This is a genomic window from Pseudomonas moorei (assembly GCF_008801475.1).
GTDB classification, from domain to species: Bacteria; Pseudomonadota; Gammaproteobacteria; order Pseudomonadales; family Pseudomonadaceae; genus Aquipseudomonas; species Aquipseudomonas moorei.
Genome location: NZ_VZPP01000007.1, coordinates 316,937 through 338,546, shown reverse-complemented (window position 1 = coordinate 338,546; position 21,610 = coordinate 316,937). Strand labels below are relative to the sequence as shown.

The window sequence follows — 21,610 nt, the reverse complement described above, 5'->3', positions numbered from 1 at the left end:
GTCATACCCCTTGAGTGTTCCAGCGTGCGTTGATGTGACGACCGTCCTGACTCAACAGTGCCCCGTACATGTCCGGGCGACGGTCACGGTAGATGCCCCAACTCAAGCGCTCTTCGCGCATGGCGGCCAGGTCCAGGCTGTGCACCAGCACGGCGGTGCTGTCGCGGTCGGCCTCGGCGAGCAATTTGCCCTTGTGGTTACAGATAAAGGACGAGCCGTAGAAACTCATCTGCAAGTCAGGGTCGGTGGTCGCGGCTTCACGGCCGACGCGGTTAGCCGCCACCACCGGAAGGATGTTGGCGGCTGCATGGCCACGCATGGTCATTTGCCAGTGGTCCCGTGAGTCCAGGGACGTGCAGCCGGGCTCCGAACCGATGGCCGTGGGAAACAGCAACACCTCGGCGCCCATCAACGCCAGGCAGCGCGCGGTCTCGGGGAACCATTGATCTCAGCAGATGCCCACGCCGATGCGTCCGTATGCTGTGTCCCAGACACGAAAGCCGGTATCGCCGGGGCTGAAATATTCCTTCTCCTGATAACCGATGGCATTGGGGATATGGGTCTTGCGGTACACGCTGAGCAAGCGCCCATCGGCATCGGCCACACTCAGCGAATTGAAACAGGCGTTACCGGCCCTTTCAAACCAGCTCAGGGGCAGCACCACGCCCAACTCCCTGGCCAGCGCGGCAAAGCGCTGGAGTACATGACTGTCACGAAACTCTTCGGCCAGCGCGAGGTGTCGGTGGCTTTGCTCGATGCAAAAGTACGGGGTGGCAAACAGCTCCTGCAGCAAGATGAGCCGGGCACCCTGTGCCGCAGCGTCGCGCACCAGTTGCTCTGCCTGATCGAGGTTTTTTTGCAAGTCCCAGGTGCAAGGCATCTGGGTCGTGGCAATGGTCAACACAGTCATGAGATCAACCCTCCACCGGCCAGGCAGGCTGTTGCTGGGTAATGCAATGCACACCCCCACCGCCATGGGCCAGATGATTGATCCGCACCGGTACCACTTCGCGCCCCGGAAAGGCCTTGGCCAGGACTTCAGCAGCCACGTTATCGGCATCGATGCCGTAAGCCGGCATGATGATCGCGTCGTTGGCGATGTAGAAATTGGTGTAGGAGGCACAGAACACTTCTGCCTCGCTGTCCACGGCATCAGTGGCTTCATACAGTTCGATCAGTTCGAACCGACGGCCCTGGGCATCAGTCGCCAGTTCCAGCGCACGCCGGTTTTCGCGGACCACTTCGGCGTACACCGATTGCTTGTCATGGGTGGCATCCACCAGCAACACACCGGGGCGCGCGAATGCGCACACTCCATCGACATGGCCGTCAGTCATGTCGCCGGTCACATGGTCCGGGTCACCCGGCAGCCAGATCGTCTTCTTCACGCCCAGCAGCCGGGCGAAGATTTCCTCCATTTCAGCCTTGCCCATGCCCGGATTGCGATTGCGGTTGAGCAGCACTGATTCGGTGGTGATCAGCGTGCCCTCGCCGTCCACGTGAATGGCGCCGCCTTCGTTGCTCAAAGGTGTGCCGAAGCACTCCACGCCCAGATGATTGAGTGCGCGTCGCGCCAGGCTTTCATCCAGATCATGGGCCGACTTGCCGCCCCAGGCGTTGAAGCGCCAGCTCACCCCGGCCAGACCCAACTGCGGGTGACAGACAAAGCTCGGGCCGGAGTCGCGGCACCAACTGTCGTTTACCGCCAGCTCGATCAATTCGATGTTGGGCCCGCACAGGGCTTTGGCACGGGTCAGCGCCGACGGATCGACCACCATCTTCACCGGTTCGAAACGGGCAATGGCGTTGGCCACGCCAGCGAAGTCTTCCTGTACCTGGGCCAGGGTGACGCCCCAACCCGACTCCCAGAGTGCCTTGTTGTGCGGCCACACCATCCACGTCGCGGCGTGCCTGGCCCACTCTGCCGGCATCATCCAACCGGTGCTTCGAAGTTCATTGTGCTGCATGATAAAAAGCCCTTTAGTTAAGCCATTGTGTTCAACAAAAACCGTCCTGGCGGTCCTGTCTTCCATGCTACGGCTGCAAAAACGGGCTAACAAACGATGGATTTTGCCGACAACTGATTAGGAAAACTTATCGATATGCTCAAGCACTGGCCACCCCTCAGCACCCTTCGCGGCTTTGAAGCGGCTGCCCGACTGGGCAGCTTTCACAAGGCCGCAGAGGAGTTGCACCTCACCCAGTCAGCCATCAGCCAGCAGATACGCAGCCTGGAGGCCTACCTTGAACAACCTCTGTTCTTTCGCAGCGGGCGCAGCGTCAGCCTGACCGACGCCGGCCACGATCTGCTCAGCACCACCCAGGCACTGCTGCAACAATTGGCCGTTGGCATTCGACGCCTGGGGCAATACCAGAAACCCAATCAACTGGTGCTCAACACCACCCCGGCGTTCGCCCGCCACTGGCTGCTGCCGCGCCTGGGGGATTTTCGCCGCCAGCATCCGGACGTTGACCTGTGGATTTTCAGCACCGATGAAGTTCCGGATATGGCCAGCCAGACCATCGACATTGCCGTGCGCGATGACATCAGTTCCCAGGCCGAGTGCAGCTTCAAAGTGCTGCACGCCGACCGCCTCTACCCGGCCTGCCACCCGAACCTGTTGGCGCTGCCCGGTGACCAGCGCACCACCTTGCACGGCGAGCGGGAAATGGATTGGAGTCATTGGGCGGTGGAGTCGGGGATTGATGTCGGTCAGCAAGACCAGGGGCTGAACTTCTCCGATCCCGGACTGCTGCTCGATGCCGCATGCGCGGGCCTGGGCATTGCCCTGGTCAGCGAATTGCTCAGCCAGCAGGCCCGGGCCAATGGCTTGTTGCAACCGCTGGTCGAGCAAACCATCCGCGGTCCGAACTGGGCCCTGCTGACCCATCGCGACAGTGAGAACAATGCCCGCAGCTTTTGCGAGTGGCTGGCGAACAACCTGTAAGCCCCGAGCCAGACTGATCGCTGCGGGGCGTCGGCAACGTTCCGCACACACGGCGCATTTTCTCGAAAATTTAGATAGCAGCCTAATTACAAGCTCAACTATGATGAGCTAACTCCTCCCTGAAGATTTCACCATGACCGACATCCTGACCCTTGGTTTCGCCCTGCACGACAGCGCCCGTTTAATGCGCAAGCGTTTTGAACAACGTGCGCGGCACGTCGGGCTCACGCGCTCGCAATGGCAGGTGCTGGCCATGTTGTCGATCAACGAGGGGATTCATCAAAAAGGCCTTGCGGACTTGCTGGAGCTGGAGTCGATCACCCTGGTGCGCCTGCTGGACAAAATGGCCGAGCGCGGGTTGATCGAGCGGCGCCGCCACCCGACCGATCGCCGCCTGTCCCTGCTGTTTCTGACCGAACAAGCCCATCCGCTGCTGGAACTGATGCGCAGCATGGGGCAGCAGACACGCGAGGAAGCCACGGCCGGGTTCTCGGAGGAAGAGAGCCAACTGCTGCTGCAGATGATGAAGCGGGTCAGGGCAAACCTGATCGAGGCCTGCAGCCGCCCCATCGACGAGGAGGAGGTGCGCCCTCATGACTGATCAACGCCTGAAGTCGCCGCCGGAGTCACCGCTGCGGCCCACCGCCCCACGAATGGAAAGCCCCTCGTCAATCGAGGCGCCCAAACCGGACCTCGGCCAGGCTCAGGGCCGGCAGAACGACGTTTCCCCTGATCGCCCGAAACGCCAGCGTACGCGAACCGCGCTGTTCGCATTGCTGCCCCTCATGCTGCTGTTGGGTGGCTACCTGTATGTCACCGGCGGGCAGATCATCTCGACCGACAACGCCTATATCCAGGCCGATCATGTGGGCGTCTCCACCGATGTCTCGGGCCTGGTGGCCTCGGTGGACGTCAAGGACAACCAGCGGGTCGTCCAGGGCCAGGTGTTGTTCACCCTCAAGCCCGAGCCCTTTGAAATTGCCTTGGCCAGCGCCAGGGCGCAACTGGGCAACGTGCGCAATCAGGTCCTCAATCTCAAGGCCAGCTACAACCAGGCGCTGGCCGAAATCGACCAGGCTCAAATCGACCTTCCGTACTACCAGGCCAGCTTCCAGCGCCAGGAGACCCTGCTCAAGGTTTCCGCGGTGTCCAAGACCAACTACGACGACGCCAAGCACGCCCTGGACAGCACCCGACAGAAAATCACTGTCGCCAAGGCCACGGCGCAGATGGTACTGGCGCAATTGGGTGGGCGCATCGATACCCCGGTCGAACAGCAACCCACCTACATGCAGGCCCAGGCCGCCGTCGACGAAGCCCAGCGCAACCTGACCAACTCGGTGGTCAGGGCGCCATTCGACGGCATCGTGACCAACGTTGACTCGCTGCAAGTCGGCGCCTACCTGCAACCGCCGCAATCGGGCATCAGCCTGGTGTCGGCCGACCATCTGTGGGTCGCCGCATCACCCAAGGAAACCGAACTGACCCATGTGAAACCCGGCCAGCCCGTCGATATCAGCGTCGACAGTTACCCCGGCGTGCAATGGCACGGCACCGTCGAAAGCATCAGCCCCGCCTCGGGCTCCAGCTTTTCGCTGCTGCCGGCGCAGAACACCACGGGCAACTGGGTCAAAGTCGTGCAACGGATTCCCGTGCGCATCAGCATCGACGATGCCGGACAAAAACCCTCCCTGCGCACCGGCATGAGCGTGGAGGCCCGGATCAATACCGGCAAGGCGCGCGGGCTGCCGGAAATGTTCTCGGGGTCGCTTGCCAGTCAGGCCCCGGGCCATGAATGAGTCGGCCGCGACGCAACCGGTAGCCCATCGCGGGATGATCACCGCCTGCGTGGTGCTGGCGGTGATCATGCAAGCGCTGGACACGACCATCGCCAACGTCGCCCTGCCCTACATGCAAGGCAGCATCTCGGCCAGTTCGGACCAGATCAACTGGGTACTGACCTCCTACATCGTCGCTGCCGCGATCATGACCCCGCCTTCTGCCTTTCTGGCCCGGCGCTTCGGGCGCAAACGCGTGCTGCTGTGGGCGATCATCGGCTTCGTCGTCTCCTCGATTCTTTGCGGCCTGGCGCAATCACTGGAAGAAATCATCCTGTTCCGCTTGCTCCAGGGCCTTGCGGGCGCCGCGCTGGTGCCGCTGTCCCAGGGCATTCTGCTGGACATCTACAGCCTCAAGGAACGCGGTTCAGCCATGGCCCTGTTTGGCGTGTCGGTCATGGTCGGCCCCGTGCTGGGCCCGATGCTGGGCGGCTGGCTGACGGATAACTTCAGCTGGCGATGGGTGTTCTTCATCAACTTGCCCATTGGGTTGCTGGCGCTGGCCGGCATCGTCTACTACGTGAGCGAAACACCCACCGACACTGAAACGCGCCTGGACTGGCTCGGCTTCGGGTCGCTGAGCGTGGCGATCATGGCCTTGCAACTGTTCCTCGATCGAGGTGAACAGATGGGCTGGTTCTCTTCCATTGAAATCCTGATCGAAGCCGTGGTGGCCGCCGCCGCGAGCTACGTGTTCCTGGTCCACACCTTCACGGCCGACAATCCCTTCATCAGCCCGAAGCTGTTCAAGGACCGCAATTTTTCGATCAGCGTGATCTTCATCTTTATCGTCGGCATCACCTACCTGGCTTCGCTGGCGTTGATGACCCCTTACCTGCAAAACCTGATGGGCTACCCGGTGCTGACCGCCGGCATGGTGATGGGCCCTCGCGGCCTGGGCACGATGCTGACCATGTTCCTCGCCGGTCGCTTGCTGGGCAAAGTCGATACGCGTCTGTTGCTGTTGACCGGTCTGGGCTTGTCGGCACTGTCCATGTGGCTGATGACCGGCTGGACGCCCAATGTGTCGATACAAACCATCATCGTGGTCGGCTTCATTCAAGGCACCAGCCTGGGCATGCTCTTTGTGCCGCTGACCACCGTTGCCTTCGCGACACTGCCCGTCAACCTGCGGGCCGAAGGGACCGGGCTGTATAGCCTGTCGCGAAATGTCGGCTCCAGCGTCGGGATTTCCATCGTCACCGTACTGCTGGCGCAGAACATCCAGGTCAACCATGCCGAAATCGGCGCCTACGTCACCCCGTTCAACCGGGCTTTCGATGCCTGGGCGATCAAGAGCTACCTGGACCCGATGGTCGCCTCCGGTCGCGCCACGCTGGACGCCATGATCACGGTGCAAGCCAGCTGGGTGGCCTACCTGGATGACTTCAAGCTGTTGATGCTGTTGTCGCTGGCGGTCATGCCGCTGCTGTTGATCATCAAGCCGGCGAAGAACCCGCCGAGTGCCGACCCGGTCGCGGCGATGGAGTAGTGGCGGGGGCCGACGGCGGCCCTCGAAACCCTGTCGAGCGCTACCGGCATCACGGCGAACGCGCCCTTAAGCTCAATAAATGACCAACACATTACAAGCCCTGCATTTCGCTGTGTCTGGGTGTTTATCCACAGGAATACCCACGACTTTTGTGGATAGCTTTGACCGCCCTTCCGCCCCATTTCCTGCATAGGCGTATCCTCGGCGACAGAGTAAACTTCGCTCCAGGCCTATCGGAGCAATTCATTTTTTAATCAGGAATTACTGTGTCCAAACCTGTTGAGGATAATGCATCCCTCGAGTCCTTTTCGCTCGAAAGCCCCTCCCCCCTGTATGCCCGGGTCAAGCAAATCATCATGCAGAAGATTCGCTCCGGCGCATGGTTGCCCAACTCCAAGCTACCCTCGGAAAGCGAATTGCTGAATTTGCTGGGGGTCAGTCGCATGACCATCAACCGGGCCCTGCGTGAACTGACGATCGAGGGATCGCTGGTGCGCATGCAGGGTGTCGGCACTTTTGTCGCCGAGCCCAAGGGCCACGCCGCGCTGTTCGAGATCCACAATATCGCCGAAGAAATTGCCGCCCGAGGGCATGAGCATCGCTGCGAAGTGATCGTGCTTGAAGAAATGCCGGAACGCGCGCGGGCTTCGATGCCGTTCCCGCTCGAAGGTGTCAGCCGGATATTTCACTCGGTGGTGGTGCATCACGAGAATGGCGTACCGGTGCAAATCGAAGAGCGCTTCGTCAATGCCGAAGTGGCCCCCGCCTATTTGCAGCAGGACTTCAGCAAGGTCACGCCGTACGCCTATCTGATCCAGTTGGCACCACTGACCGAAGGCGAGCATGTCGTCGAGTCGATCCACGCCAAAGCCGCCGAGTGCAAACTGCTGCAGATCAAACGCTATGAGCCTTGCCTGTTGATCCGCCGTCGTACATGGGCGGCAAAAGGTCAGGTCGGTTGTGCTCGCCTGGTCTATCCGGGTTCGCGTTATCGCCTGGAAGGCAAATTCGGCAACTGAATCACCGTTCGAGCGGCCCCCGCCGGTCGCTCGACGCCCCCGCCTGCACAAACTTCCCCTGAAGCTGTTACCACTGCCGCACCGATCGGCAAAAGGGTGACACCTCCCCTCAAAACGCGCACAAAAGTGTTACAAAACGCGCACACCCTTCACGTAACAATCGCAATGTTGCAACAGAATTTGCAGCCATCTCTCTGCGATCGATATTTTTATCATTTATTTAACTATTTGATTTAAAACATTTTTATTGATTTTTTGGTTTTTACCCATTCCAAAAAACCAGATTTTGGCCCCTCACTTGCATTCACTTGTACATACAGGTTGGTATAAGCGTATATGTACATGCGGTAACGCTAGCGCCAGCCCGCTGACCATTGAATGAGGAGATGACCATGACTGCCAAAACCACTCGCCTGCGTGACGTCGTAATCCGCGCTGCCCGCGGTAACCAGCTGACCGCCAGAAGCTGGCTGACCGAAGCGCCGCTGCGCATGCTGATGAACAACCTCGACCCGGAAGTGGCCGAGAACCCGAAAGAACTGGTGGTTTACGGTGGCATCGGTCGTGCGGCGCGTAACTGGGAGTGCTACGACAAGATCGTCGAAAGCCTGACCAACCTGAACGACGACGAGACCCTGCTGGTGCAATCCGGCAAGCCGGTCGGCGTGTTCAAGACCCACACCAACGCCCCGCGCGTACTGATCGCCAACTCCAACCTGGTGCCGCACTGGGCGAACTGGGAACACTTCAACGAACTGGACGCCAAAGGCCTGGCCATGTACGGCCAGATGACCGCCGGCAGCTGGATCTACATCGGCAGCCAGGGCATCGTCCAGGGCACCTACGAAACCTTCGTCGAAGCCGGTCGCCAGCACTACAACGACAACCTCAAAGGCAAGTGGGTCCTGACCGCCGGCCTCGGTGGCATGGGCGGCGCCCAGCCTCTGGCCGCCACCCTGGCCGGTGCCTGCTCGCTGAACATCGAATGCCAGCAGGTGAGCATCGATTTCCGCCTGAAAAGCCGCTACGTCGACGAGCAAGCCAAAGACCTCGACGACGCACTGGCCCGTATCGCCAAGTACACCGCCGAAGGCAAGGCGATCTCCGTCGCGCTGCTGGGCAACGCGGCTGAAATCCTCCCGGAACTGGTCCGTCGCGGTGTGCGCCCGGACATGGTCACCGACCAGACCAGCGCCCACGATCCACTGAACGGTTACCTGCCAGCCGGCTGGACCTGGGAGCAATACCGCGCCCGCGCCAAGACCGAACCTGCCGCCGTGATCAAAGCCGCCAAGCAGTCGATGGCCGTGCACGTCAAAGCCATGCTCGACTTCCAGAAGCAAGGCATCCCGACCTTCGACTACGGCAACAACATCCGTCAGATGGCCCAGGAAGAAGGCGTGGAAAACGCGTTCGATTTCCCGGGCTTCGTGCCGGCCTACATCCGTCCGCTGTTCTGCCGTGGCATCGGCCCGTTCCGTTGGGCGGCCCTGTCGGGCGACCCGCAAGACATCTACAAGACCGACGCCAAGGTCAAGGAACTGATCCCGGACGACGCGCACCTGCACAACTGGCTGGACATGGCGCGCGAGCGCATCAGCTTCCAGGGTCTGCCGGCCCGTATCTGCTGGGTCGGCCTGGGCCTGCGCGCCAAGTTGGGCCTGGCGTTCAACGAAATGGTGCGCAGCGGTGAATTGTCCGCGCCAATCGTCATCGGTCGCGACCACCTGGACTCCGGTTCGGTGGCCAGCCCGAACCGCGAAACCGAATCGATGCAGGACGGCTCCGACGCCGTGTCCGACTGGCCACTGCTCAACGCCCTGCTCAACACCGCAAGCGGCGCGACCTGGGTGTCCCTGCACCACGGCGGCGGCGTCGGCATGGGCTTCTCCCAGCACTCGGGCATGGTGATTGTCTGCGACGGTACCGACGAAGCGGCCGAGCGTATCGCCCGCGTGCTGCACAACGACCCGGCCACCGGTGTCATGCGTCACGCCGATGCCGGTTACCAGATCGCCATCGACTGCGCCAAGGAACAGGGCCTGAACCTGCCGATGATCACCGGTCAATAACGCAAAACCGCTTTATGTGGGAGCGAGCCTGCTCGCGATGGCGTGTCAGTCGACACAGCGGTGAATGACACACCATCGCGAGCGGGCTCGCTCCTACAAAAAAACAGCCGTCCTTCATCGAGGAACCTGCCATGAGCAGCATCCCGTTTACCCAACAACTTCAGGGCGTGCGCGTGCTCGACCTGAGCCGCGTGCTGGCCGGTCCGCATTGCACCGCCATGCTCGCGGACCTGGGCGCCGACGTCATCAAATTCGAAGTCCCGGGGCACGGTGACGACAGTCGCCACCTGGGCCCGTTCAAGGATGGCGAGAGCGTCTATTTCGGCCTGATCAATCGCGGCAAACGCAGCGTCGAGATGGACTTCAAGTCCACCGCGGATCGCGCCCGGCTGTACGAGCTGGTACGCGACGCCGACGTTGTCGTGGAAAATTTTCGTCCCGGCGTGACCCAGCGCCTGGGCATCGATTTCGACACCCTCAAGCAATACAACCCCCAACTGATCTACGCGAGCATTTCCGGCTTTGGCCAGCACGGCCCGCTGTCGGGCAATCCAGCCTATGACATCGTCGCCCAGGCGATGTCGGGGCTGATGAGCGTCACCGGTTTCGCCGAGACCGGCCCCACCCGTAGCGGTGAAGCCATCGGCGATCTGTGCGCCGGGGTGTATGCCGCGTGGGCCATCAGCAGCGCGCTGTTCGCCCGGGAGCGGCATGCACCCGGCGCGCAATACATCGACGTCGCCATGTTCGATGTGCTGTTCAGCCTGCAAATGACCGGCCTGTCCAACCTCTTCGCCCATGGCGTGGCACCTGGCCTGGTCGGCAACCGCCATCCGGTCTCGACGCCCTTCGATACCTACCGCGCCGCCGATGGCCAGGTGGTGATTGCCGTGGCCAGCAACAAGCTGTTCCAGCGCCTGTGCGACTGCCTGGGTAAACCCGGGCTGGGCACCGACCCACGCTTTGCCGATGACCCGCAACGCACCCTCAACGAGCCGCTGCTACGCGCCGAAATCGAAGCCTGGACCCGCCAGCTGAGCGTCGATCAGGTCTGCGACATCCTGCTCGACGCAGGCGTGCCGTCCTCGCCGGTATGGAACCTCGCCCAGGCGGCCGCCAGCGAACAGGCGCAAGTGCGTCAACTGCTGGTGCACCCACAGGGCTCTGCACAGCCGCTGGTGCCGCAACCGGTTTTCTTCAACGGTCACAAACCCCATGCCGTCACCCACGCGCCCCATCTGGGCGCCGACAACCAGGCATTTGGACTGAACAAACAGGAGCTTTCCCATGAACTTTGAATTGGATCAGGTCGAACTGGCCGTCATCGAAACCGCCGAAAAAGTGGCTCGCGAGGTGATCCAGCCACTCGCCCAACATTACGACGAAAGCGAAACCTTCTGCGCCGAGAGCCTCAAGGCACTGGCCGAGCTGGGTGGCATGGGCATCAACCTGCCAGAGGAGTACGGAGGCCTGGGCATTGGCAGTTTGGCCATGAGCCGCGTGGTGGAAGCCGTCGCGGGTGCCTGTGCCTCCACGGCATCGGCATTGACCGCGCACTTCCTGGCGACCGACTCGATTCTGCTCGGCGGCACCGAAGCACAGAAACAGCAGTGGCTGCCCCGGGCCGCCAGCGGCGAATTACTCGGCGCCTTTGCCCTGACAGAGCCGGCGGCCGGTTCCAACCCGGCCGACATGCGTTGCCGTGCCCAACGCGAAGACGGCGGCTGGCGGGTGCGCGGCAGCAAGCACTACATCACCAACGCCCGCGAGGCCGATTTTATCGTGCTCTATGCCAAGACCGATGCCGAGGCCGGCCACAAGGGCATTAGCGCCTTCATGATTGCCAAGGGCACCGAAGGGATCAGTTTCTCCAGCCCGGAAAAAACCATGGGGCTGCGCGGCAGCACGATCTATGAACTGGCCCTGGACTGCTGGCTACCCGATTCGGCGCTGCTGGGCGTCGAAGGTGCCGGCTTCAACACCGCCATGGCCGTGCTGGACCGGGGTCGCGTGGAAGTCGCCGCGATGTCGTTGGGTATTGCCAATGCGGCCCTGCAAGCGAGCCTGAACTGGGTCCGCGAACGGCAGATCGGGCCCAAACCGCTGGCGGCCTATCAAGGCACCCAATGGCGCCTGGCCGACATGTACGCGCAGCTGGAAAGTGCGCGCATGCTCACCTGGAAAGCGGCCGCCCGGCGCGACAGCGGTGAACGCTTCAGCCTCGATTCGGCGACCGCCAAACTGGTCGCCGCCGAGTGTGCCGGTTTCGTCACCGACGCCGCGCTGCAGCTGCATGGCGGCTATGGCTACATTCGTGATCTGCCGCTGGAGCGCTATGTGCGTGACGCGCGGATCCTGCGCATTTTCGAAGGCACATCCGAAGTGCAGAAAATCATCATTTCGCGAAGTCTGCTCGACGCCCAACGCTAACCGAGCGAAACAACCGGGCCTGTCCTGCAGGCCCTCCTCCTGAGTATTTCAACCACGAGAAGGCTGTCGTATCGAACGACACCCGAGAGGAACCGCCATGTCCGCCTCCAAAGAAAGTGCGCAGCGCAAGACGTATATAGAACGGCGATCCATCGATTACATACCCGAGTCGGAGCGCCACGGCCGACTGCTCAGTCAATTCACCCTCTGGTTCGGCGCCAACCTGCAAGTGACCGCGATTGTCACCGGGGCCCTGGCTGTCGTGCTCGGCGGCGATGTGTTCTGGTCCCTGGTCGGCCTGTTGCTCGGGCAATTGCTGGGCGGCGCGATCATGGCACTGCATGCCGCCCAGGGCCCGCAACTGGGCCTACCCCAGATGATCTCCAGTCGCGTGCAATTTGGCGTCTATGGCGCTGTCATACCGATCGTTCTGGTGTGCCTGATGTACGTGGGCTTTTCCGCCAGTGGCTCGGTGCTGGCGGGTCAGGCGATCAGCCAGTTGATCAATGTCAGCGACGCCTCCGGCATCCTGATTTTCGCCGCGATGATCGTCGTACTGACGGTGCTGGGCTACCGCACCATCCACTTGATCGGCCGCTTGTCGAGCCTGATCGGCGTGGTGTCGTTCTTCTATCTGTTCTACCGCCTGCTGTCGGTGCATGACATCGGCGAGCTGCTCGGCAATCGGCATTTTTCCCTCAGCAGCTTTCTGCTGGCGATCTCACTCTCGGCTTCCTGGCAGATCGCCTTCGGTCCCTATGTCGCCGACTACTCGCGCTACCTGCCGAGAACCACCTCAGCCTGGAAAACCTTCCTTGCCGTGGGCTTGGGCTCTGTCATCGGCACGCAGATTTCCATGGTCTTCGGCGTGTTCGTAGCCGCCCTGGCGGGCGACCAGTTTGCCGGTCACGAGGTGGCCTACATCGTTGGCATGGGCGCCAGCGGCGTTGTCGCTTCACTGCTGTTTTTCAGCATCGTGTTTGGCAAGGTGACCATTACCACCCTCAATGCCTACGGCAGCTTCATGTCGCTGGCCACCATCATCAGCGGCTTTCGCGGCAACCGGGACATCTCCAGGACCGTACGCCTGATCTACATCCTGGTCATGGTCGGGTTTGCCACGGCCCTGGCATTGCTGGGCAGGCATTCCTTCCTGCACGATTTCTCGGCTTTCATTCTGTTCCTGCTGGCGTTTTTCACCCCCTGGAGCGCCATCAACCTGGTGGACTACTACCTGGTCACCAAGGAACGCTACGACATCCCCGCCCTCAGCGACCCGGATGGCCGCTATGGACGCTGGAACGTCACGGGCATCGCGGTGTATGCCCTCGGCGTGGTGATCCAGTTGCCGTTCATCGCCACCAGCTTTTACACCGGGCCTCTGGTTGAACCCTTGGGCGGTACCGATATTTCATGGCTGATCGGACTGACCGTGCCGGCGCTGATTTACTACCTGGCGGCACGTCACTCGTTGCATCGGGTTCCCGCGCAACTGATTCTTCCGCAAGACGCCAGCCCGGTTTGATCCACCGTCACCGCAGGGCGGCCCGAGCGGGCCGCCACTGCCCCCTTTCACCACACAGCGCCCGGGTTTCCCATGCTCGCCATTGCCTCCTCGCCTCCCGCCACCCGTGCCCGCGACCGACTGCTGGACGCCGCCATCGAACTGTTTGCCCGCCACGGTTTTCAGGCCATCGGCCTGCGCGACCTGGCGAGCTACCTGGGGCTGCACGCCGGGTCGCTGTACCACCACATCGAAAACAAACAATGCTTGCTGTTCGAACTCATTGAGACGGCACTGTCGGATTTGTTGCTCGACACCAAGCGCCGGATGAGAGGCGCGAAGACTCCACGGGAACGCCTGCGCCGTTTCGTCCAGGCCTTCGTCGCGTTCAATCGGCGAGAGAAGCAGCGGCTGGTGCTGGTCACCCGTGAGTTCGTCAATCTCGACGAAGAACACCAGCGCCAGGCCAACCAGTTGAAAGACGCTTACCGCGCCCTGTTGCGCACGATCATCGCCGACGAATACAAGGACCGCGGCCATCACGAGCAAGAGGCCGGCCTGATCACCCACGCGGTGATGGGCCTGCTGTACGGCCAGTCACTGTGGATCGAGGTCGACGTCAGTGAGCAGCAATTGGCAGACCTGTTCACACACTGCGTCACGGGCATGATCGCCGGTGGCACTGCCGGTTTAACCCCGCCTGCCCGGCCGCCGAAGCGAACGCACCGGGCAGATCGAGGGCCGTCTGGCCTCACAGATACCAGCGATATTCCCGGGCGCTGATTTCCTGCATGAACGCCAGATGATCCTGACGTTTGTTCTCGCAATACACATCCACGAATTCCGCCCCCAGGCCTTCGCGCAGTTGCGGTTGATGCTGCATCGCGCGCACGGCTTCGAGCATTTCCAGCGGGAAGTCGATGCCGCTGTTGCGGTCTTCGTTGAGTGGCGGAATCGGCTCCTTGCCGGCTTGCAGGCCATGTTCGAGCCCTACCAGAATCGCCGCCAACACCAGATAAGGGTTGGCATCGGCACCGGCCAGGCGATATTCGATGCGCAGGTTTTTCGCGTCCGACTCGGGAATGCGCAGGCACGCATCGCGATCTTCAAAGCCCCAGCTCGCATGGGTGGCCACGTTTGTCGTGCCGCCCAGACGGCGATAGGCGTTCTGGTTCGGCGCGAAGATCGGCATGCTGTGCGGCAGCAATTCCAGGCAACCGGCCACGGCATGGCGCAGGGGTTGCTGCTGGTTGGCGGCCAGCAGGTTTTTACCCTCGTCATCGTACAGGCTGACATGCACATGCATGCCACTGCCCGGGTGCTGCAAGTAAGGCTTGGCCATGAAGCTGGCGCGGTAGCCGTGCTTGAGCGCGACGCCACGGGTGCTGCGGCAGAACAGAGCAGCCCAGTCGGCCGCACGCAGACCGTCGTCGAGATGGCCGAAATTGATCTCGAACTGACCCGGTCCCAGTTCCGCCGTTATCACTGTGGCATCGATGCCCTGGGCTCGCGTCGCCTCGACCATTTCATCCAGCACCGGCGCAAAGCGCGACAGGCGCTCGATGTGCATGTTCGGTTGATCGTCGGCATCGTCAGTCAAGTCATCGCGGGGGAACTGCGGCAAGCCGTCACGCAGTTTTTTATCGAACAGGTAAAACTCCAGTTCGAACGCCACCACCGGATGAATGCCTTTGCGCGCCAGCCGGTCCAGCACTTGTGCCAGCACCTCGCGCGGCTCGAAGACGATCGGCTTTTCGGTGCCGTCGGAAGTAATCAGCATCTGCCCCAGCGGCTGCGCTTCCCAGGTCACGGGTTTAAGCGTGCCAGGCACCAGCCGCCGCAACGCGTCCGGGTCACCGTCGTTGAAGCAGTAGTCACCGATCTTGAACAACCCGCCCTGCACGCCCAGCAACACGCAGTTTTGCGGCAGCTTGAGGACGCTGCCGGCCGCGACTTTTTCCAGCATCTCTACGGGATAACGCTTGCCGTAAAAGTGCCCCGGAATGTCCAGGGAAATCAGGTCGACATACCGCACCTCGGGGTAGCGTTGGCGAAAGGCACGCACTTCGGCGAGCAAATCAGAGCAGGCAGCATCCATCGTGGTTGTTCCTTGGTTATTGTCAGGTGTAGACCCAGAGCACGCGCGCGGGCTGCTCGGTCAGGTTGCCGTAACGGCAACGGGTGTGACTGTCGAATTGAAAACTGTCGCCGGCGCGCAAGGTGACCGGCTCGTCGTCGCCCAGCCATAACGTCAACTCGCCTTCGAGCACGTAGCCGCCCTGCTCCGAGCTGTCGGTCAGGTGCCGGTCGCCACTACTGGCGCCGGCTTCCAGATGACTTTCGAGCATCGAGAACGACGAGCGCATCTTCGGCGAGACCAGGATGTCGGTAATCCCGTTGGCGTAATACAAGGTGCGGCGCTCGTCAGGCCGGGTTACCCAGGGCAGGACCTTGGGTTTGGGCAAACTGTAGAAATAGGTGGTCGGCACGCCCAGGGTTTCACTGATCGCCGTCAGATCGGCCACCGTTGGCCGGGATAAGCCACGCTCGACCTGGGACAAAAAACCCACCGAACGACCGATCCGGTCCGCCAGTTCCTTCAAGGTGAACTTCTTGTGCTTGCGCAAATCGTGAATAAGGATCGCCAACGCGGCGATTTCTTCTTGCTTGTTCATGACCGGGATTCCGCTGAATGACTCATCAAATGCTGTCGCGCAGTCGATACCAGGCTTTGCCGATCGCTTCCAGCGGCGCGGCCAGGTACTTGCCGCCGGGGAAACTGCCATTACTCAAGCCTTGATACAACGCCAACTCATCCGTCTGGCCGAGAATTGCATCCGACACCGCGCGCGCCGCCGCCAGGGTCGGCAGCACGCCGTGGCCCGAGTAACCCTGTAGCCAGTAGCGATTGCCCTGACGGCCGACATCCGGTGTGCGGTTCAGGGTGAGGTCGATGTGGCCGCCCCAGGCGAAGTCCACCTTGACCCCTTTGAGCTGAGGAAACACGCGCTCCAGGAACGGCCGGGTGGCCGCGGCGATGTCCTTCGGCATGCCGCCCAGATAGGTGCAGCCGCCGCCAAACAGCAAGCGGTTGTCCGGGGTGCGCCGGAAGTAATCAAGGACGAACTGGTTATCGGTGACGCAGGCATTGGTCGGCAGCAGCGCCGTGGCCTGCTCGGGCGTCAGGGGGGCGGTGGCGACCTGATAAGTCCCGACCGGCAACACACAACTGGCCAGTTTCGGGTCGAGGCGATCCAGATAAGCGTTGCACGCCAGGACCAGCACATCGGCCCGGACCGAACCACGCTCGGTCTGGACCCGGAACCCAGCGCCCTCTTCCCGATAACTCAACGCCTTGCTCTGTTCATGGATGCGCCCACCCGCGCGCTCGATGGCGGCGGCCAGGCCCAGCGCCAGTTTCAGCGGGTTGAGGTGAGCGCCTTCGGGATCAAAGAGACCGGCCTGATAGCGATCGCTGGCCACCCAATCGGGCAACTGCTCGCGGGGGATGAACTGCAGGCCGTCGTGGCCCCACTTGTGACTGGCTTCGTGTTGCCATTCGGTCAACAGGCTGACCCGGCGCGGCATGACCGAAGTCCATAGATGGCCGGATCGATAATCGCAGTCGAAGCCGTGACGCCCCGGCAGTTCACGCAACTCCGTGGCGGCCCAACGCATGCCGTCCCACAGCCGGCGGGCACGTTCATAACCCAGCGCGGCCTCCAGCGGCGGCATGTCACATGACCAGCCGAGAATCGCCTGCCCGCCGTTGCGCCCCGAAGCCGCCCAGGCCACCCGACTGGCTTCCAGCAGCGTCACCCGTTTGCCGGCCAAAGCCAGACGCAGCGCGGTGTGCAGACCACTGAAGCCAGCGCCGATGATCACCACATCGGTGTCATGGTCGCCCCTCAGCGCCGGCCGGGAGGTCAGGCGATCGGCACAACTGTGGGCGTAAAAACTGGCGACATGCTGGGTGGACTGCTGAAACATACGGGCCTCATGAAATTTATTTCTTATAATTTCATGAAAAAATACACCGTTAATTTCACGAAGGCAACGCGGATTTTAGCGTTCGCCATCCAGACAAGGCCGCACTCGCGATGGAGCCCTACAGAAATCGTGAAATATTCGCCATCGCGCGCGTCACGTAGTCGTCCTTCTCGCCCACCGGGGCGACGTAATGAATCGCGCTGCGTGCAGCCTCGACGCCCTCCAGACGGGCAATGAACCAGGCGGCCAGGTATTGCGACGACAGGCAGCCGCCAGCGGTGGCAACATTCCCCTTGGCCACGAACGGCTGATTGAGCACTGCCACACCCGCCTCCTCGACCCACGGTCTGGTGGTCAGGTCGGTGCAGGCCGGAACATCGTTCAGCAGCCCCAGCCTGGCCATGACAAGCGTGCCCGAGCACTGAGCACCGAGCAGCTGCCGGGTCGGGTCGAGTGCAAGCCGGGACATCAACGCGGCGTCAGCGACAACGTCCCGGGTCTTTCTCCCGCTGCCCACCAATACCGCGTCCGCATCGCAGGCGTCCTCCAGCGTCGCCTGCGCCTCGATCAACAGGCCATTCATCGACCGCACTTGCTGCGTGGGACTGGCAATGGATACCCGCCAACCCGGCCGCTGCACCCGGTTGAGGATACCGAGCGCGATCAGCGAGTCGAGTTCGTTGAAACCGTCGAAAGTCAGGATGGCGATGTGCATGGGAAGCCTCGGGCAGGTGGAGACGTTGTGTGACACCATCCTAAAACCCGGCTACCAAGGCATTCAAAAAATTGTCATGGATACATTTCGCCTGACCCGCCGATGTCCTAATGCGGCGCAAACACGACACCTACCTGCCCGGCATATTTCAACCAGGCGGCTTTGAGCCGCTGCACCGTTTCCGGCTGGCTGGTGGCCAGGTCAGTGGTTTCGCCCCGGTCCTGCGCCACATCGAACAATTGCCACTGCAGCGGCTGCGCGTTGTCACCAAAGCCGGCCTGGGGGCGCATGCCCAGCAGCTTGAGGTTGCCCTCGCGATAATAGGCATTGCCGAACAGCTCCCCGGCCAGGCTGTCGTTACGGTGCGGGCTGCCATTTCCAGCGAGCATCGGCAGCATGGATTGACCGGTGATAGGGTGTTTACTCGTGTTGGATGGCGCCTCGCTCGGCACGGGTATACCCGCCAGGTCGAGGAAGGTTGGCGCCAGGTCATCGACCCTCGCGACACCGCGCTCCAGTCCCTGGCGACGCTGTGCCTTGGGCATCTGAATGATCGCCGGCACGCTGATGCCGCCTTCTGCGGTAGTGCCTTTGAACAAGTGGAACGGTGCCGCGCTGACCTCGGCCCAGCGCAAGCCATAGTCGATCTGTGAACCCTTGCGACCGAGGTTGGCATAACTATTGTCGGTGCTCGCCCCAGGCGGATAGAACCGGGCGTGGTTCTCCCCTGCCGCGCCGTTGTCCGACATGAACACGATCAGGGTGTTGTCGTACTGGCCGCTCTTGCGCAGGTAATCCAGCAACCGGCCGATGTTATGGTCGAGGTTATCGACCATGGCGGCGTAGATCTCCATCTTCCGCGCCTCGACACGTTGTTGTTCCGGGCTCAACTGCTGCCAGCCCGGCAGTTTTGGATTGACCGGGAGCGGGTTGGCCGGCCGGGCGTCGCTGGCCATGAGGCCATGGCTTTTCATCCGTTCGATGCGCGCCAGGCGCACGCTGTCATAGCCCTGATCGAATCGCCCTTTGTACTTATCCAGGTATTCCGCGGGGGCTTGCAGGGGCCAGTGCGGAGCGGTGTAGGCGGCATAGGCAAAAAACGGCTTGCCGTCCTTCTTGCTGTTTTGCAGGTAGCTGATCAGCTTGTCGGTATAAAAATCCGTGGAGTAGAAATCGTCCGGTAACTCCACGGCCTTGCCGTTCTCACGGTAATGCACTTGCTCGAGTATTGTCGGCTCGACACTCGAAGGCTTGAAGTGTGCGGCGCCGCCTTCGAGCAGCGTGAACGACTGCTCGAATCCACGCTGATCCGGTCCTTGATCAGGTTCCAGCCCCAAGTGCCATTTACCCACCATGAGCGTGTTGTAACCGCCCTCTTTCAACAACTGGGCAATCGAGTAGGAACGTCGATTCAGGTAGCCCTCATAACCAGGTTTGTCCCTCTGAAAGGGCTGCAAGGCTTCGGCCATGGTGCCAAGCCCGGCGAGGTGATTGTCGGTGCCGGACATCAGCATCGATCGCGTGATCGAACAGGTGGGTGCAGCGTACATGCTGGTGAACTGCATGCCTTCACGGGCCAGTCCATCCAGAGTTGGCGTGCTGATTTCACCGCCATAACTGCCCAGGTCTGAATAGCCCAGATCGTCGGCGACAATCAGAAGAATATTGGGCTGCGCCGGATCGGCACTCGCCGCCATGGCCAGGCTACTGCTCAGTGCCAGCGCCCCCATCAGCAAGGTTAAAGGCATACGCAAACGAGGCATGTTTTCTCTCTTATTGTGTTCATCGAGGAGCGTTGATTTCGTTACTTGCCCAGCGCAGCGCTTACGCTTCGAATATCGCCACCGCGCGAACAAAACCTGCCGACGCATGCTTGATTTTGTAAGGGAAGCAGGACACCAGGAATCCGCTCGCCGGCAACACGTCGAGGTTGGCGAGTTTTTCCATTTGCCCATAACCGATATCGCGCCCGGCCTTGTGCCCTTCCCAAATGATCGAGGCATCACCGTCAGCGGCAAAACGTTCGCGGGTGTATTTGAACGGCGCGTCCCAGCTCCAGGCATCGGTGCCCACGACCCGCACACCGCGTTCCAACAGATACAGGGTGGCTTGCCGGCCAATACCGACGCCGGCATCCAGATAGCCCGGCTGACCAAACAGGGCGCCGGCACGGGTGTTGATCAGCACGATCTCCAGCGGCTGCAAGACATGATCAATGCGCGCCAGTTCGGCTTCGATCTCATCGGCCGTCACCACATGCCCGTCCGGCAAATGCCGAAAGTCCAGCTTCACCCCCGGTTGCAGGCACCAATCCAGCGGCAACTCGTCAATGCCAAACGCAGGCTGCCCGCCATCGGTAGTCGAGGCGTAATGCCAGGGCGCGTCCATGTGCGTCCCGCTGTGGGTGGTGATCTGCAATCGCTCGGCCGCCCACGACTCCTTGCCCGGCATCTGTTCCAGTTGCAAGCCGGGGAACATGGCAGCCATTTCCGGCCATCCCTGCTGGTGGTCCATGTAATCGATCTTCGGCAACAGCGGTGGTGGGTCCGTGTAGGGGTTGTTGTCCAGGGTGACCGAAAGATCCACCAGGCGACGTTTAGTCTGGGTTGGTTGCGACATACAGGCTGTCTCCAGTGAGCGACAAGTGTCGTGGGGTGGCGGGATTCAGAGCGTTGCGGATCAGCGCTGCGGCATTGCCGTCATGGCTGAAGCCGGCAGCGCGCGCCAGCGGGGTTTTCAGGGGTGGCAGACGCCCGAAGAGCGCTTCCAGGTGGGCGTCCGGGGCATAGCTGACAAGGCTGCGGCGCTCCTGCCCATAACTCGCCGCCAATGCATCGACCACCTGGGCAATGGACAGATGCAGCACCGGCAACTGCCAGACACGCTGCGATCCAGGCTCGACGCCATTGAGTTCGGCGGCATGAATCAGGTTGTTCACACAGCAGCGTGCCGACATCCACCAGGCCGTTGCCTGCTCCGAAACCGGGCAACGATAAGCCTCGCCCTCGGCAAATGAACGCAACAAGTCGCTCATGAAGGCCGAGCGCAAGCCATTGGGTTCACGTGGGCGCGCAACGATGCCCGGCAGACGCAACACGCGGCCGTCCACTTCCGCGCGCCGGCCGAGGTCGATCACCGCACGCTCGACCATGGCTTTGTGCGTGCCATAGGACAGTTCCGGGCGCAGCTCGGCGTGTTCGGTCATTTTCGTCGGCAAATCGCCGCCGTACACCGCCACGCTGCTGGCGTACACCAGCACCGGCGGCAGCGTTTTGTTGCGCAGCTGGTTGAGTAACTCCAGGCTGGCCAGCAGATTGACCTGGTAACCCAGTTCGTAGTGCTCCTCCGCCGCGCCACCGGCAATGCTCACCAGGTGGAACACGACATCGATGCCATCGGCCAGAACGCGGCGGATCAAGGCCGCATCGGTAATGCTGCCGCAATGTCGGCGTAAACGCGGATCCTGGGGCACGCCTTGCAGTTCGGTATCGAGCAATAACAACGAGTCGATGACCTGACCACGCAGGCGGCCCCGCGCCAGCAGGCAGCGCACCAATTCGCGCCCGACAAAACCGTTGGCACCGGTAATCAACACACGCATA

At 61.7% G+C, this 21,610-nt stretch carries 18 protein-coding genes and 1 pseudogene; 10 read left to right on the top strand and 9 right to left on the bottom strand.

Annotated features, from left to right (window positions below; translation table 11 throughout):
* Position 1 precedes the first annotated feature (1 nt).
* A pseudogene (gene aguB / locus F7R06_RS16020) lies at positions 2 to 910 on the bottom strand (N-carbamoylputrescine amidase).
* A gap of 4 nt (positions 911 to 914) precedes the next feature.
* The gene (locus F7R06_RS16015; protein ID WP_090320446.1) at positions 915 to 1,967 is read right to left on the bottom strand and encodes an agmatine deiminase family protein; all 1,053 of its coding nucleotides are present in this window, start codon (positions 1,965 to 1,967) and stop codon (positions 915 to 917) included.
* A gap of 135 nt (positions 1,968 to 2,102) precedes the next feature.
* Here F7R06_RS16015 and F7R06_RS16010 point away from each other — a divergent pair, with 135 nt between their 5' ends.
* From F7R06_RS16010 to F7R06_RS15965, 10 genes are all read left to right on the top strand, one after another.
* Complete coding sequence (locus F7R06_RS16010) at positions 2,103 to 2,948, top strand: LysR substrate-binding domain-containing protein (RefSeq protein ID WP_090320443.1); 846 nt, start codon at positions 2,103 to 2,105, stop codon at positions 2,946 to 2,948.
* Between the two features lie 133 nt (positions 2,949 to 3,081).
* Positions 3,082 to 3,549, top strand: a complete 468-nt coding sequence (locus tag F7R06_RS16005) for a MarR family winged helix-turn-helix transcriptional regulator (protein WP_090320440.1) — start codon at positions 3,082 to 3,084, stop codon at positions 3,547 to 3,549.
* Positions 3,542 to 4,747: an HlyD family secretion protein gene (locus F7R06_RS16000; RefSeq protein WP_090320437.1), complete on the top strand. Its 1,206-nt coding sequence runs from the start codon at positions 3,542 to 3,544 to the stop codon at positions 4,745 to 4,747. Before F7R06_RS16005 ends, F7R06_RS16000 begins: the two co-directional genes overlap by 8 nt.
* Positions 4,740 to 6,278 carry an MDR family MFS transporter gene (locus tag F7R06_RS15995; RefSeq protein ID WP_090320434.1) on the top strand — a complete coding sequence of 513 codons (1,539 nt, stop codon included), beginning with the start codon at positions 4,740 to 4,742 and terminating at the stop codon, positions 6,276 to 6,278. Before F7R06_RS16000 ends, F7R06_RS15995 begins: the two co-directional genes overlap by 8 nt.
* 266 nt (positions 6,279 to 6,544) lie before the next feature.
* Positions 6,545 to 7,297 carry a histidine utilization transcriptional repressor HutC gene (gene hutC, locus F7R06_RS15990; RefSeq protein WP_090320430.1) on the top strand — a complete coding sequence of 251 codons (753 nt, stop codon included), beginning with the start codon at positions 6,545 to 6,547 and terminating at the stop codon, positions 7,295 to 7,297.
* 392 nt (positions 7,298 to 7,689) lie between these two features.
* A complete protein-coding gene (hutU, locus tag F7R06_RS15985) occupies positions 7,690 to 9,369 on the top strand; it encodes a urocanate hydratase (RefSeq protein WP_090327273.1) in 1,680 nt (559 codons plus the stop codon).
* 131 nt (positions 9,370 to 9,500) lie between these two features.
* Positions 9,501 to 10,667, top strand: coding sequence for a CaiB/BaiF CoA transferase family protein (locus tag F7R06_RS15980; RefSeq protein WP_090320428.1), 1,167 nt, complete (start codon positions 9,501 to 9,503; stop codon positions 10,665 to 10,667).
* Positions 10,657 to 11,799, top strand: coding sequence for an acyl-CoA dehydrogenase family protein (locus F7R06_RS15975; RefSeq protein ID WP_090320425.1), 1,143 nt, complete (start codon positions 10,657 to 10,659; stop codon positions 11,797 to 11,799). Before F7R06_RS15980 ends, F7R06_RS15975 begins: the two co-directional genes overlap by 11 nt.
* Before the next feature lie 97 nt (positions 11,800 to 11,896).
* On the top strand, positions 11,897 to 13,324 hold the full coding sequence (locus F7R06_RS15970) for a purine-cytosine permease family protein (RefSeq protein WP_090320422.1): 1,428 nt from the start codon (positions 11,897 to 11,899) through the stop codon (positions 13,322 to 13,324).
* A gap of 72 nt (positions 13,325 to 13,396) precedes the next feature.
* Positions 13,397 to 14,086: a TetR/AcrR family transcriptional regulator gene (locus tag F7R06_RS15965; protein ID WP_090320419.1), complete on the top strand. Its 690-nt coding sequence runs from the start codon at positions 13,397 to 13,399 to the stop codon at positions 14,084 to 14,086.
* On the opposite strand, the gene F7R06_RS15960 is transcribed toward F7R06_RS15965, so the two are convergent.
* The 7 genes from F7R06_RS15960 to F7R06_RS15930 form a co-directional block, all read right to left on the bottom strand.
* On the bottom strand, positions 14,055 to 15,401 hold the full coding sequence (locus F7R06_RS15960; protein WP_090320416.1) for a glutamine synthetase family protein: 1,347 nt from the start codon (positions 15,399 to 15,401) through the stop codon (positions 14,055 to 14,057). The two genes, F7R06_RS15965 and F7R06_RS15960, sit on opposite strands and share 32 nt — an antisense overlap.
* A gap of 22 nt (positions 15,402 to 15,423) precedes the next feature.
* Complete coding sequence (locus F7R06_RS15955; protein WP_090320414.1) at positions 15,424 to 15,978, bottom strand: helix-turn-helix domain-containing protein; 555 nt, start codon at positions 15,976 to 15,978, stop codon at positions 15,424 to 15,426.
* Positions 15,979 to 16,003: 25 nt separating this feature from the next.
* Entirely contained in the window at positions 16,004 to 17,293 is a 1,290-nt protein-coding gene (locus F7R06_RS15950; RefSeq protein WP_090320411.1) for an NAD(P)/FAD-dependent oxidoreductase, read from the bottom strand.
* A gap of 118 nt (positions 17,294 to 17,411) precedes the next feature.
* The gene (locus tag F7R06_RS15945) at positions 17,412 to 18,008 is read right to left on the bottom strand and encodes a DJ-1/PfpI family protein (protein ID WP_090320408.1); all 597 of its coding nucleotides are present in this window, start codon (positions 18,006 to 18,008) and stop codon (positions 17,412 to 17,414) included.
* A gap of 107 nt (positions 18,009 to 18,115) precedes the next feature.
* Complete coding sequence (locus F7R06_RS15940) at positions 18,116 to 19,771, bottom strand: arylsulfatase (RefSeq protein WP_090320405.1); 1,656 nt, start codon at positions 19,769 to 19,771, stop codon at positions 18,116 to 18,118.
* A 61-nt stretch (positions 19,772 to 19,832) separates the two neighbouring features.
* Entirely contained in the window at positions 19,833 to 20,627 is a 795-nt protein-coding gene (locus tag F7R06_RS15935) for a cyclase family protein (protein WP_090320402.1), read from the bottom strand.
* Positions 20,605 to 21,609: an NAD-dependent epimerase/dehydratase family protein gene (locus F7R06_RS15930; protein WP_090320399.1), complete on the bottom strand. Its 1,005-nt coding sequence runs from the start codon at positions 21,607 to 21,609 to the stop codon at positions 20,605 to 20,607. The genes F7R06_RS15935 and F7R06_RS15930 overlap by 23 nt, the downstream gene beginning before the upstream one ends.
* Position 21,610: the final 1 nt, after the last annotated feature.